At 43.7% G+C, this 14,434-nt stretch carries 8 protein-coding genes; 1 reads left to right on the forward strand and 7 read right to left on the reverse strand.

Features of this window, described 5'->3' with window-relative positions:
- Positions 1 to 171 precede the first annotated feature (171 nt).
- Positions 172 to 2,022 carry a ShlB/FhaC/HecB family hemolysin secretion/activation protein gene (locus NSTC745_RS28930; protein WP_445634074.1) on the forward strand — a complete coding sequence of 617 codons (1,851 nt, stop codon included), beginning with the start codon at positions 172 to 174 and terminating at the stop codon, positions 2,020 to 2,022.
- A 122-nt stretch (positions 2,023 to 2,144) separates the two neighbouring features.
- On the opposite strand, the gene NSTC745_RS28935 is transcribed toward NSTC745_RS28930, so the two are convergent.
- The 7 genes from NSTC745_RS28935 to NSTC745_RS28965 form a co-directional block, all read right to left on the reverse strand.
- The gene (locus tag NSTC745_RS28935) at positions 2,145 to 2,711 is read right to left on the reverse strand and encodes a thermonuclease family protein (RefSeq protein ID WP_445634075.1); all 567 of its coding nucleotides are present in this window, start codon (positions 2,709 to 2,711) and stop codon (positions 2,145 to 2,147) included.
- Positions 2,712 to 2,963: 252 nt separating this feature from the next.
- Complete coding sequence (locus NSTC745_RS28940; protein ID WP_445634076.1) at positions 2,964 to 3,563, reverse strand: pyridoxamine 5'-phosphate oxidase family protein; 600 nt, start codon at positions 3,561 to 3,563, stop codon at positions 2,964 to 2,966.
- A gap of 52 nt (positions 3,564 to 3,615) precedes the next feature.
- Positions 3,616 to 4,941 carry a DUF58 domain-containing protein gene (locus NSTC745_RS28945; protein WP_445634077.1) on the reverse strand — a complete coding sequence of 442 codons (1,326 nt, stop codon included), beginning with the start codon at positions 4,939 to 4,941 and terminating at the stop codon, positions 3,616 to 3,618.
- A gap of 201 nt (positions 4,942 to 5,142) precedes the next feature.
- Complete coding sequence (locus tag NSTC745_RS28950; RefSeq protein ID WP_445634078.1) at positions 5,143 to 6,846, reverse strand: fasciclin domain-containing protein; 1,704 nt, start codon at positions 6,844 to 6,846, stop codon at positions 5,143 to 5,145.
- Between the two features lie 1,124 nt (positions 6,847 to 7,970).
- Positions 7,971 to 13,346, reverse strand: coding sequence for a trifunctional serine/threonine-protein kinase/ATP-binding protein/sensor histidine kinase (locus NSTC745_RS28955; protein ID WP_445634079.1), 5,376 nt, complete (start codon positions 13,344 to 13,346; stop codon positions 7,971 to 7,973).
- Between the two features lie 218 nt (positions 13,347 to 13,564).
- Positions 13,565 to 13,738 (reverse strand): hypothetical protein, encoded by a 174-nt coding sequence (locus NSTC745_RS28960; RefSeq protein WP_445634080.1) that lies wholly within the window; start codon positions 13,736 to 13,738, stop codon positions 13,565 to 13,567.
- A gap of 9 nt (positions 13,739 to 13,747) precedes the next feature.
- A complete protein-coding gene (locus NSTC745_RS28965) occupies positions 13,748 to 14,095 on the reverse strand; it encodes an NHLP leader peptide family RiPP precursor (RefSeq protein WP_445634081.1) in 348 nt (115 codons plus the stop codon).
- Positions 14,096 to 14,434: the final 339 nt, after the last annotated feature.

The following is a 14,434-nucleotide window of genomic DNA, read 5'->3' on the forward strand; positions in this document are numbered from 1 at the left end:
AGCATTGAGCGTACCCTACCCTTCTCCTAACGGAGACGCTGCGCGAACGGGAACGCCAAGGGCGAACGGGATCTTGCTTGGCGTAGCGTCTCCCTTTGGGAGAAGTCGAAATGCGTCTTCTAAATAATTGTGTCCACCTACTTAACTGTTCAGACACCCCACCGAGGATCGATGAGAAAAGGAACAGAAACTAGTGTTCAGCCCAAAGCAATGACTCAGCCAAGAATTTTCTCTCTCTGTCATCAATTAGAGGCTTGGCAAAGTCTGGCAAATACTAAATGGAATCAGCACAGTTTCAGTTTCAAATGTGGCTTGTTAATTCTACCTGCGGTCTGGATTTTAACCGCAAGTGGACTGAGAGCTACAGCTAATAACTTTACACTAAACTCCGATGGAGATAGTAGTTACCCAGAGTTACAAATCGTACAGGAAACAGAACCTTCCCCGGTAACTGAACCTAATCAACCCACACCAAACCCCGAATCATCGCCAGCACAACCAGAAACGCCACAACGCATTCGAGTCCGCAAAATTCAGGTTATAGATAGCACGGTTTTTAGTGAAAATGACTTGAATGCAGCTGTCAAGCCGTTTGAAGAACGAGAGTTGACTTCAGAAGAAATCAGACAAGCAGCAGACGCCGTTACTCAACTTTATCTAAATAAAGGCTATCTCAATTCCAGGGCGGTTCCAGAGACTCAGCAATCTAGTACCGCCGATGGAATTGTGGTCATTCGCGTCATTGAAGGAAGTTTAGCTCAGATAGACATCCAAGGAACGCGGCGACTAAACCCATCTTATATTCGTAGTCGCATCGAATTAGGTGCTGGTGTCCCTCTGAATATTGGTAAGCTGGAAGACCAACTAAAGCTATTGCGACTCGATCCTTTGTTTACAAATGTCGAAGCACGCTTGCGTCCTACGGGTAAAGTTGGTCAAAGTGTTCTGGTTGTCAGAGTTGAAGAGGCAAATCCTTTAACTGGTAGCTTGGGTGTAGATAACTATTCGCCTCCGAGTATTGGTGGAGAAAGATTAGGTGTCGAACTGCGCCATCGTAATTTAACTGGGATGGGAGATGAGTTAGGAGGCTATTATTTTCACTCGTTCACAGGTGGTTCCGATATCTATGATTTTAGGTATCAGGTTCCTGTGAATGCTATGGATGGGAAGGTACAAATTAGAGCTGCATTTAATCGTAACAGAATCACTCAAGCGCCCTTCGATGCCTTTGGAATTCGGGCAAACCAGGATCTTTATGAAATCAATTATCGCCAACCATTGATGCGATCGCCACGAGAAGAATTTGCCCTATCTTTAGGATTTACCTATCAAGATGGTCAAACTTTTCTCTTTGACAACCTTGCAACCCCCTTTGGTATCGGCCCCGACGCTAATGGAGTCAGCCGTACCAGCGTCATTAAGTTTGGTCAAGACTATATCAAACGCGAACCCCAAGGTGCTTGGTTTTTGCGATCGCAATTTAATTTTGGCGTTGATATATTAAATGCCACAATTAACAATGACCCCATACCCGATGGTCGCTTTTTCAGTTGGCTGTTTCAAGTACAGCGCGTCCAGCGACTCACCAACGACCAATTATTACTCATTCAAGCAGAGTTACAGCTAACACCAGATAGTCTGTTACCTTCCCAGCAATTCGTCATTGGTGGCGGACAATCAGTCAGAGGATATCGTCAAAATGTGCGCTCAGGGGATAATGGATTTCGGGTAGCGATCGAAGATAGAATTACGGTGCAACGCAATGAATCTGGATTATCGACGATTCAACTAGCACCATTTGTTGATATGGGAGCCGTTTGGAATAAGTCAAATAATCCCAATCAGCTACCAGACCAAACTTTTCTGATTGGCGCAGGCTTAGGATTATTGTGGAATGAAGCCTTTGGCATTGATAATTTAAATTTACGACTCGATTATGGATTTCCATTCATTGATTTGAGCGATCGCGGTAATAACGTTCAAGATAATGGCTTTTATTTTAGCGTCCGGTATCAGCCGTAATTGGGTTGGGGAGATGGGGAGATGGGGAGATGGGGAGGTGAGGAGATGAGGGAGAAAGTAATTCTTCTTTCCCCCCATCTCCCCATCCCCTTATCCCCCCATCTTCTTCCCCATGCCCTTTTTCATTTTTTATATAAAGCGCGATATTCCCAAGGATTGACAAATTTAGTATCGCTCCAAATGCCAAGCTTTTGGTTTTTGGCTTGTGCTTCGGCTTGTTGAATTAAGTCTTTACTAGGACATTTATTTAAATAAGGACGATATGCTTTTGCTAAGCCTTCTTGCAATAATACTTGTTGGATGAAAGTGCCATTTTTTAAACGAACTTCTGCAACTTTACGTCCATAACGATCGCTATCAGTAATATTCAAGGTGACACGTTCGCCTCCTTGTTGTACGAGTTGTTGCACGCGTTCTTGAGCTTTAACGCCCCAACTAAATTGATTGCGATCGCTACTAACTTTACTTTGCTTTTCTTTATTGGTATGAGCTATTTCTGGTGCATCTACGCAAGCAAAGCGCACAGTAACATTTTTCCCATTAGCATCTTTTACTACTATAGTATCACCATCACTCACTCGCTCAACCACATCTCCAGAATTACCAATCAGGCGATCGCAGCCCATCAAACCCAAAATTATGATAGTTGCACAAAGCCAAAATACCGCTACTTTAATTAATTTTTTCATCTAAATTCACCAAATTATCTTTGATGCATGATAATTAAGTATTCAGTAACCAAGAGTCATACAGCAGTTTTCTTTTGTATGAGTTACAAAGGCACTGGTTTTGAGGCAGAAGGCAAGAGGCAGGAGGCAGAAGAATAATTTGATTTGTGAATCCTTGGTTCTGTACTTCATTTAGTTGCAAACTGCTGTAATATTTGAAAAATCAATAATTTTATGCTGTTTGATTTTGTTCAAATTCTCAACTTCATATATCTAACCCTTATTAATTCTAGCTTCTGAATCCTGAATTCTGAATTCTGAATTCTGATTTTTATGTTTTCGGAGAGATTGCAAACATATCTGAATTTTTGTATCTATTAATTGATTACCAAAAGGCAATCGTTCGCCAGTCACCCAGGCTTCTTGAGGTTGACACTGATATATTCTGCGGGGTGAATCATTTAAGTAATCATCAGCCGTGCGATTGTGTTTTCTCTTAGCACGATTTAAAAGTAACTTCAAAATCTTTTGTGTTTCCTCTGACTGTAATTCTGATGCCGTTCCAGAAAAATACAAACCATCTGCTGTACCTTCAGAAACACTCGAATTAAAAATAGCGATCGCTACCTTCCCATCATTACTATATAAATTCTGCGAATGCTTCGACTCAATAGCCGAACTCCAATAAATATTGCAGTTATCATCATAGGCAAAAAATACAGGCGATACCCAAGGATAACCATCAAAAGAACAAGTAGACAAAGTACAATAAATATTATTTTCCATAATCTGAAATGCTTTGGCGATCGCTTCTGGATTTTGAAAATCAATTGTATTCACCCACCGATTCCCAACACTTGCAGATTCAAACATAATTTATTCTCAACTCTTCCTCTCTGCCCCTCTCCGCCTCTGCGTGATTAAACTAAAGTTGATTTCGCGCCTTCAATTGCAGATATCGTTCAACCAACTCATCAGCAATCTGATTAGCTGGTGCATCTAATACTAATACACCTTTTTGTTTCAGTTGAGCAAATGCCACTTGTCGTTGTGCCAATAAATCTAATGACACTGCACGTACATAAGCATCTGTAACATTTTCACTAAAAGTATGTGCCAAACGATCGACTTGCGGATCTCGCAAAGTCACGCAAAATGGCAGATAGCGCGGTGCTAACTTGGAAAGTGCAGCCAACAATTCCATAGAAGCGGTGACATCAACTAAATCAGTAATCACCACCACCAGCGCCCTACGAGTTTGTCGCTGCACAACATTTGTCACCGCACCTAAATAATCAGATTCAAATAACACTGGTTGAATTGGAGTCAGTTTATCAATTAGCTGATTCAAATGAAGTTGGCCGCGTTCTGGGGGAATCCACGTATGCATCTGGCGGTCAAATACACCAACGCCAACACGATCGCCCCGATGCAATCCCGCCAAAGCTAACGATAAAGTTGCATTCAAACCCCAGTCAAACCGCTGTAAACCCTGAACTTTTGCCGTCATTAACCTGCCGCGATCGAGTAAAATCAGCAAAGTTTGTTCCTGTTCTGGTTCCAGAACCCTCACCAATGGCGGTGAGTTACCATAAGCACCAACCCGACGGGCGGTAGCTTTCCAATCAATAAACCGCAAATCGTCACCAGTGCGATAATTCCGCAGTTCGGCAAACTCTGTACCGATACCCGTTTGCCTAGCTTGGCGCATCGATCCCGATGATTGGAGTGTCAGGCGAATTGTCAGCGATCGCAACCCAATTAAATCGGGATAAACTTTCACTGGCAGACTTTGTAAAATCTGCCAATCGTCCCAAGCTAACCCCCAAACTCCCAATTGTCTGACTTGAATATTTCCCCAAGGAAATTCTCCCCGTTGTGTCGGGTTAACGGTATAAGTTAATTCCTGGGTGCTGTTACTGGGAATAATCGCCTGTAGTCCAGGTGCAGATACACCAAAACCTGTTGGGTAATAATCGCGGATTTGAATTTGAGCGTTGACTTTTTGTGACGTTACTTTTAATACAACTGGATTATCCCGCCCAATGGATAAGCGTGGCGGTAATTCGCGGGTAATTTGCACGCGATAACGCCGCACCTGCAAACCATCTGCAACCATTAATAAAATAACTGCGACATCAAATAACAAAGTGATGGCGATGGTTGCTTTAATGGGGAGAAAAAAGGATAGGATAAAGGCGATCGCAATTCCTAAAACTAATAATAAATAAACTCGTTTAGAAGGAACCATTTTTTTCAGTCAGGCAATTTTAGATTTTAGATTTATCGAACAGAATTCAGGAGTCAGAATTCAGAATAAATAGAGAATTTTCCGAAGAAGTTAAACTTTAGGTTAGCACGCTATCAACAGTTGTAGGGTAGCACAGCTAGCTGTACTACCCTACGGTAAAAAAAACGCGCCCTTGGTTTGGGCGCTCATATTAAGTAATGCTTAGAAATTGTAACCAACGCCTAATAGCAAGCCGACATCAGTTTCATCCATGAAAGCGGCATTGACAGCACCCGTAAGGGTGAACCGAGTACCTAGAGGAACGTCTACACCACCAGTGAGCAATAATCCAAAATCAGTATCGAGATTAGCTTCAATGGCTACGCCTGCGCCCAGGTAAGGAGCTATACTAAGAGTTCGTTGACCCACGGAACCTGCTGCGCGTGGGGTGAAATCATAAGTTAAGGGAACCAAAAATACTGTATCGTCGCCAAACAGCACTGATGGCCGTACTGATATGGAGTTTGTCAGACCAAGTTTGCTGATGACTGTAAAGTTACCTTCACTCAAAGCTGTATCGCCGCCGCTCAAACCAATGTTACCAGCAACACCAATATAACTTCTACCGCCACGAGTAGCTCTACCTACATCAACACCAGTTCCACCATCAGCATTGCCTCCATTTTGGGGCTGATTTAACTGACTGAGATTAATATCAGGCGGGATGAGGACTTGGTTAATTGCATGGATAACACCGTTGCTAGCTGGGACATCCGCTTGGATGACTCTAGCATTATTGACTGCGACTTGATTATTAGCGCGATCGATTTGAATATTTACAGGTCTTTCTTCAAAGGTTTTCAGTTCGCCATTTGTGAGTTGGCTAGCAGTTACCGCACCGGGAACTACGTGATAGCTCAAAATCTTAACCAATGCTTCTTTGTTTTCTGGTCGTTGCAATTGTTCTAGGGTAGAAGCAGGTAAAGCGGCAAATGCATCGTTAGTGGGAGCAAAAACTGTATAAGGGCCGGGCTGTTGAAGAGTTTCTGCTAAACCGGCTGTTTTTAATAAAGAAGTTAGTGTTGAAAAAGAGTTACTGGATGCAGCCAGAGAAACAATGTCGTTACCTGTTTGATTGCCAGTACCAACTCCACCCACAACATACTGAGCTGCTGGCAGATTGCTAGCAATGGGTTGCAACCGTCCCTGTCTAACTAAAGCTTGATATAAAATTGCTGCTGCTTCAGCACGAGTCAGAGGTTGTTGGGGATTGAGTTGTTTGACATCTGGGTAGTTGACAACAAGATTAGCTTGTGTTGCTGCTGCTACACTACTAACCGCATAATTAGGGATAGCTGAAGCATCACTGTAGGAAGTATTAAGAATATTTGTATCGCTAGCAGACAAACCCAAGCCATTGCTGATAGAAACGATCGCTTCTACCTTGGGTATTTGTTGATTTGGTCTAAATACATTCCCTGGATAACCCGACAAAAACCCGATTTCGTAAGCGTTTTGAATTGCCGCAGCTGCCCAGTAGCCAGCAGGAACATCACTAAATCCACCCGCACTCAATTGGCGAATTCGGTTTTGATTGCCGAAAGCCTTTTGAATTAGGGCGGCAAATTCCGCACGAGTCACAGATTGATTCGGTCTAAAGCTGCCATCAGGAAAGCCACTAATTACATTATTATCAGCTAGAGTTTGGATAAATGGACGTGCCCAGTAATCTGAAGTGACATCCGACAAATTAACTGTTGAAGTTGGTGCAGGTGTAGCAGATGGAGTAGTAGATGGAGTGGTACTGGGAACAGTATTTTGAGATGAAGCTGGTGTAGAAATTACGATGGGAGCTACTGTAGCAGTTGTCATTCCAAAAACTAGCAAAGCTACTCTTAGTGATGACCAGCGAAACAGACTAGACATTACAACATCCTCCAGGAAAAAAAGTTGCTGAACGGGGCAAAAGACAAAATGCAAAAGGCAAAAGGCAGAATTCAACAAAATTGTGATTGAACGCTAGTTTTACTTTTTGCTTTTTATGGGATTTTTCTAGAACCGCAGATAACACTAAGAATAAAAAGAGATACTGTGGTCATCTGATATATTGCAACAATAAAGACAGTTACTACAGTCTGGCGATTTAATCAGGTCTATAATCGCACTCAATCAACTTAATTAATTGGCTTTTAATAGCCGTGCCTTTATGATTGCCGAGAAAGGTGAATAGGGTCAAGCTTAATGCATCATGAGATTTATTAATATTTAATAAAGGAAAATATGTATTGGCGGTATAAGTAGTATTTTTGAGCTATTGTCTAATTTCCGCAACTAACTAATGGCTGTAATTTGGAGTAAATCTTTCACTCTTTAGATAGTTGTCGCTTATGCAACATTTAATAATGCTAAAGTTTAAATCAGCGATCGCAATCAAAATTTTCGACTCTCGATCGCTGATTTTTGACTAGCGATTAAATAGAAACTAGGTTTTCAAGCCAGCAATAGTAATTCGATTTTATTTTTGAACTTATAGGAATTTGCAGTCGATCATATTACAGTAGAGGCACGCAGTTGTACACCCCTATAATAAACAAATTTTCAAAATGTATTCAATTCAATTGAATACCGCTATATTTGCGTAGGTAGAGATGCAATTACTTGCGTCTCTACGAAAGTAGAGAATCACCTTTTTCAATTGAAAGCAAGTTTTTTACACAATCAAATAGAAGTTCTAATATAAATACTGTTTTAGTTAAATTTTCTGAATTCTGGTATAAGTAGGTGGACACAATTATTTATAAGACGCATTTCGACTCCGCTCAATGCTCAGTAGTCTGACTAAAAGAGGGTTGAGCGCAGTCGAAACCCGGTAATTAAGTTAGGTTTAATTTAGTCGTTCTACTTATCTTGTTAACTAATCTGCTTTGAAGAGGCATACCAAATCCGTGTTAAAAACCTCCTTTATACGCAATTCCAAAGATTATTTTAGTGAAATGGTATAAATTTCGGCTGCAACACAGTTGTTGTACTGTGCCGCAGCGATAGTTGATTTAACCCCGAACCGGGAGTGAGATGGAAAACTCAGAGCCTTGTCCCAATTGGGACTGAACTTGCAGCCCACCATCATGTTTATCGACGACAATCTGATGGGCGATCGCCAAGCCTAACCCCGTTCCTTTGCCAACTTCTTTAGTGGTAAACAAGCGATCGAAAATCTTAGATTTAACTGATTCATTCATGCCTTTACCGTTGTCATAAATACGAATTTCAACCACATTTTGTTCGGATAATAATGCAGTGGAAATCGCGATTTGTTGGGGATGATTTTCTAACTCTTCAAAGCTTGTTTGCTGTGCTATTTCATCGAACATATCAATCGCATTAGCCAGAATGTTCATAAACACCTGGTTAAGTTGACCGGGGAAGCAATCAATTTCAGGGATATTACCATAGTTGCGGATAACTTTAATGGCAGGCCGATTTTCATTGGCTTTGAGCCGATATTTGAGAATCAACAGCGTACTATCTAACCCTTCGTGCAAGTTGACTTTAACTTTGTGTTCTGTATCGGCACGAGAGAAGGTACGTAGGCTGGTACTGATGCCTTTGATGCGATCGGTTGCGCCTTTCATCGAGTCAATTAACTTAGGTAAATCCTCCAACATAAACTCCAGGTCAAGTTCTTCGGCTAATTCGGCCACCGCACCCGTAGGTGGCTGATGCTGCTGATAGGTATCTAAATACTCACACAGATCTCGTACATAATCTTTGGCATTGTTAATACTGCCATTGAGGAAGCCGACGGGGTTATTAATTTCGTGAGCCACCCCGGCCACCAAGTTACCCAAAGTCGCCATTTTTTCGCTTTGCACAATCTGAAGCTGAGATTCTTGCAGCTGTTGAGTATATGCTTGGGCTTGCTGATAGAGACGAGCATTCTCCAGTGAAATCGCAGCTTGGGCGCACAGCAAATTCAGTACCTCAACGCGATCGCGGGTAAAGGCTCCCGTTGCCAGGTTATTTTCTAGATAGACTATGCCCAGCAACTTGCCCTGTTGCAGAATTGGGCTGCACAGCAGACTCTTGGGCTGTTGGTTTTGGATATACGCATCGCCGAGCAATAGCGGCTCTTGTGCGGCATTACTAATCACAGCAGGCTGCAAGCTGCGTTTGACTTTTGTTACCACACTGATTGGCACTATACCACTATCGACAAGCGACTGGGTTGGATGCAAAATCTGGGTTTCGATTTGGCGCGATGCCGTAAGTTCTGCCCTCGCCTGAACTGTGAGATTTTGCCCCTCACTCAACATCAAAGCGCACTGCGTCGCACCAGAGGTTTGCATTACCGTCAGCAAGAGAGTAGCAATTAACGGCTCAAGCTCGATTTCACTGGAAAGAGTTTGCGACGCTTTGAGGATGGCAACCAGATCCAGAGAATCAGAAAGACTGGTGGAGGAAGTACTAGTCGAGGTGACAGTTGCAGTGGAAAATAAGGTTTCGTCAATAGAAAGTGGTGTCTGCGCCCCTTGGAAGATGGGAGCTAGCAGTTGGGGATAGCGAGTTTCCAAGTCAGCGAGTTTGGCTTTCGCCCCCCAGCGAGCATAGCCATAGTAGGACTCAATCAAATAAGCTTGGGCGATTCGCTCTTTGTTCCAATCCAGGTAGAATTTTGCCGCCAGTTCATTGCCAAGGGCTGCTTCCTGAGAATAGCCATTGGCTTTGGCACCCGCGATCGCCAGATCGTAAAATTCTATAGCTTCGGTTTTGCGATCGAGAACGCGATATTTTTCCGCTTCTACTAGATGATATTTGTGCAAGTAATTCATGGGGCCATAATCTGCCCAATCTTTTAACTTAGCTTGATTTTCTTCCATTCGCTGCCATCCCGGTTCTGACGGGGAAATTGATTCACCACGATTAGCCAGCAAGGTCAGAGAATCATAAAAATAGAAGATTGGTTCAACGATACTTCCCATCCCACCAGCTAAATAATGTCGCGTTTGAGCCGCATCGTGTTGGGCTTTGGCAAAGTCTTGCAGCCAGTAATTTAACGTGAAGCGATAAAGGTAAAAGAAGGATAGTCGGTAAAAATCGACTTTGGCCTCATCCACAACTTTCTGTTCGTAGGCATCCTGGCGTAAGGGAATTTCTTGTTCTGACTGACCCAAGAGAATTTGCGCCGCTTGCCAGTAAGCTAAAACACAGTTTGCTGCCGTGACTTGGTGGAGGTCGGACAACTGCTGGTAATAGGCACGAATCTGAGGTTCGAGTTCAGCGAGGGGTTGACCGTACCAATACGCATTAAAGCAGTACAACTGGGCATCGTAGCCCATAAATTCTAGATTGCCGGTTTCCAACCCGGCTTGATATCCATCTAGTAGAATAGGCAGCGTGTCTTGCAGATGGATTGTCCAAGAACCCACATAAGCCCCCATTAACATGGCAGTTGCGGCTCGAATGTTTTTGGCATCGGGTTCTAAGGCGAGTTGGTATCCTAATTGCCCAAACTGAGGCACTTTTGACATATCGCCCCACAGCATCCTCAGTTGGAAGGCGTAACCCACGTAGCAAAACGCCGAAACCGGACTGTTGCCAAATTGAATCGATAATTTAACCTGGAGTGCCACCACCAGGAAATAAAGCTTTGTGCCAGACATATAACAAACTGGTGTCAGCCGCGCCGCATTTTGCATAATTGCTAATTGCTGCGGATCGGTCATTTTCGGCAGATGAATGAATGACTCAATGGAACGACCCTCAATTAAAGCATCAATTTCTTGCTTCAGGAGGCGAATATCATCTAGGGTTGGTTCGTCTGGCAAGTTTACGCCCAACATCCGAAAGACCGATTGACCGATCGCGATCGCCTCGACAAATTGATTGCGGGCGACCAACGCCTGAATTTTGACTTGATAGACTGGCACTTGTTCTAGAGGCGTTTTTGCATGATGAATTACCGCTTCAATCCACTCCTCCATCTGCTCAAAAGCACCAGCCAAAAAAGCGACCTCGGCAGCTAAGTCATGCAGAGTTAGTGTCATTTCGTACTGCCGTTGCCAAGCGTCCTCTCCCAGCAATTGCAGCCCCACTGTGGCATATTCAAGGGCGGCTTGATAGGCAGTTGCTAATCTAGCTTTGCGGCAAGCAGTGAGGTTGAGTTGAGCGAGTTCGTCCCGTTGGTGTTGTTCCTCAACCAGTGTTGTTCCATAGTTCAACTGATTGACGATTTCAAAAATGCGCTCTTCTCTAGCAGCTGGAGAAACTTGTTGCAGCAGAAGTTGTCCGATTTGGTAATGCGTCGTCTGTTTTTGCTCGTCAGGGATCAGGGAATAGGCGGCTTGCTGGACGCGATCGTGGAGAAAGCGATAGGAACAGTTAAAGGTTAATGGCTGCTGTACTTCTGCCACGTGAAGTTCTGATAGTTGGTAGAACTTATAGACATCGCTGATGGGCAAAATCACGCCTTCTTGCAAGGCTTTCCAGAGGTCGAGCGCGATATCTTCAGGCGATCGCTGATTGACAATCGCCAGGGTAGACAAATCGAACTGAGCGCCAATGCAAGCCGCCAGCTTCAAAGCAGTCTGGGTAGCAACCGGCAATTTTTGCAACTGAAGTGCCATGAACTCGACGACATCGTCCGTGAGCGCGAGTAACTTCACCGTTGCCAAGTTACATTGCCAATGTCCTGTCTGGAAGTCAAAGGAAATGTAGCCATCCTCATGCAGTGCTTTGAGAAATTGGGTGAGGAAGAAGGGATTCCCCTTGGTTTTTTGATAGACCAACTCTGAAAGCGGTTGAGCCAGTTCAGTTGAGCAACTGAGGGTATCTGCTGTTAACTGATTCACATGGGCTTGACTCAAGGGTTGTAGGGTGAGGGTATGGATAAAGGTTTGCGCTTTTTTGACCTCATCGAGCATCAGCATCAAGGGATGAGTCGGGAACACTTCGTTATCCCGATAAGCTCCGATGACGAATAAATAACCGCGATCGCGTTCTGTCAGCAGTAGCTTCAGCAAGTTTAGCGAAGCTGAATCAGCCCATTGCAAGTCATCCAAGAAAATCACCAGTGGATGCTCTGGCGTGGTGAACACCGTGATGAACTTCTGAAACAGCAGATTGAAACGATTCTGAGCCGCACTACCGGAGAGTTCTGGTACTGGGGGTTGTTGGCCGATGACCTGTTCGAGTTCCGGAATCACCTCGATGAGTACCTGGCCATTGTCACCTACTGCCGCCAGGATTTTCGCTTTCCACTCAGCTAGCTGCGCGTCATCGCTGCTTAGAAGTTGACCCATCAGGTCGCGGAAGGCTTGGATAAAGGCACTAAACGGCAGATTGCGGTTGAACTGGTCGTATTTACCTTTGATGAAATAGCCATGCCAACGTACAATCGGCTTATGCACTTCATTGACGACGGCAGTTTTGCCAATACCGGAAAAACCTGCCACCAGCATCAGTTCGGAGGCTCCGTTGGCAACTCGCCCAAAAGCATCGAGTAAGGTTTGAACTTCTTGTTCTCGTCCGTAGAGTTTTTCGGGAATCAAAAAGCGATCGCTAATATCCCGTTGCCCTAAATCAAACCAGGCGAGTTTGCCCGCAGCATGATATTCTTCCTGGCATCGCAACAAATCGTGCTTGAGACCGAGAGCGCTTTGATAGCGGTCTTCGGCATTCTTGGCCATCAGTTTGCGAATGATTTCACCGAGCATGATGGGCAGATCGGGATTGCGATCGCAGATAGAGGGTGGTTGTTTCGCTATATGGGCATGAACCATTTCCATTGGCTCGTCTACTGGAAATGGTAACTGTCCCGCGAGCAGTTCAAAAAAGGTAACTCCCAAAGAATAAAAATCGCTGCGATAGTCAATCCCCCGGTTCATCCGCCCGGTTTGTTCTGGTGAGATATAGGCGAGTGTGCCTTCTAGAACGTTGGGATTTTGAATCTCTTGGGTTTCGCGGGGTAACAGGGAGGCAATGCTAAAGTCAATCAGCTTAATCTCCCCCGTTTCTGGTTGAATCAGAATATTAGCTGGTTTAATGTCTTTGTGGATAATCCGTTGCTGATATAGCTGGTGGAGGATATCTACAATTTGCAGGGCAATTGGCCAGAATTGTTCGACACTCAAAGGGGCAGCCTGGATGTAATCGCGTAGGGAGATGCCACCGATGTCTTTCATTACCAAAGCATAGCCATTTTGGTATGGTTCTAGACTCAGCGGTTGGACAATGCCTGGGATGTCGAGATTTTTCGCGATCGCATACTGATTGCGAAACTGCACCAATTCGCTGAAGCTGGGATAGTTGTGCCGCAGTAGTTTAATAATGACTGGTTTTCGATCTAATTCCCTAAGAGCGCGATGTACTAGGGTATTGGAACTCGAATAAATTAGCTCGTTTATGCGATAACCAGCGATTGTCAACATAAATCTTATTTTTATATACAAATCTTTTTTTATCTATATAGAGAATTCCCGTTTTAAGATTATCTTTAACTTTTAGAGACAAAAGTTAATAATTATGGTCAAATTTGCGATCGTTTGCTCTAAAATTACTGGCTCAAAATGTCATTAATTAACTAGAAAAAACTAAAACAACTTATACCAATTCTCTAAAATGGGGCAACACATATTCGCCCCGAAACCTAGATCGGTGCGGGTTTCCCGACTTGAGGCGACTGTCGTCGGCTCTGCCAACTTGTACCGCTAACGCGGAACCCGCAGGTTAGCAACTGGCGTGCGGTTTCTAAGCGCCCGTTTCGCTTAAGTTGACAACTTTTTTTGTCTAAAACAATGACTAACAAAAGCATTTTTGCCACCCATCATCCTCAAAGCGGTTTAATGGGGAGCTGAGGATTACAGCAGTTAGTAGCAACGCAACCTTTCTGCCCGGAAGCACACCCTGTCCAACTGTGATTATCTGTATCGGCTCCCCCTGCGACTAATTCCAGTTCTTTATCGGATAATTCTCTGTTAGTTTCTAATTCAGAGAAGTCTAATGCTGGCAGCACCAGATAGTAACGATCTGGAGTTTCTCCTAATACACTAACTTGGATATTAGTTGGAAAATTCAATCCTTTCTGTGCCATTACAGTTTTCGGGTCAGCAATTAAACGACTGCGAAAGTTTGAATCTTGGGCTGCTCGTGCAAGCAATTGCACTTCGATTTCCAGCATGTGGGCTGTTGAGCTTATCGAGTCATAATTATCAGATGTTTGTGTTGTTTAATTTAAATCTTTTTGAGTGTCTAATGCTGGCAGTACTAGATAGTAATGACTTGGTGTTTCTTCAACTACAGTTATTTGTATTTGAGTAGAAATATTCCATCCCTACTCTGCTGCAACTGCTAGAGGAGCGGCAATTAAACGACTGCGAATTTGTGAATTTTGTACTGCTTGTGTGAGCATTTGTGCTTTAATTTCAAACATTGTCACTCTCCTAATAAAGATATTGTTTGTTTTTGATGTTTGATGGAGTTTGAAGGTAATCATTTGACTACCTTCTGTATCACTCCT

Source organism: Nostoc sp. DSM 114161, assembly GCF_052692665.1.

Bases quoted from the DNA above. Each gene is read 5' to 3' on its own strand.
- NSTC745_RS28950 (WP_445634078.1), bottom strand. From the start codon at position 6,846: ATGTCTAGTCTGTTTCGCTGGTCATCACTAAGAGTAGCTTTGCTAGTT.
- NSTC745_RS28965 (WP_445634081.1), bottom strand. From the start codon at position 14,095: ATGCTGGAAATCGAAGTGCAATTGCTTGCACGAGCAGCCCAAGATTCA.
- NSTC745_RS28935 (WP_445634075.1), bottom strand. From the start codon at position 2,711: ATGAAAAAATTAATTAAAGTAGCGGTATTTTGGCTTTGTGCAACTATC.
- NSTC745_RS28955 (WP_445634079.1), bottom strand. From the start codon at position 13,346: ATGTTGACAATCGCTGGTTATCGCATAAACGAGCTAATTTATTCGAGT.
- NSTC745_RS28945 (WP_445634077.1), bottom strand. From the start codon at position 4,941: ATGGTTCCTTCTAAACGAGTTTATTTATTATTAGTTTTAGGAATTGCG.
- NSTC745_RS28930 (WP_445634074.1), top strand. From the start codon at position 172: ATGAGAAAAGGAACAGAAACTAGTGTTCAGCCCAAAGCAATGACTCAG.
- NSTC745_RS28940 (WP_445634076.1), bottom strand. From the start codon at position 3,563: ATGTTTGAATCTGCAAGTGTTGGGAATCGGTGGGTGAATACAATTGAT.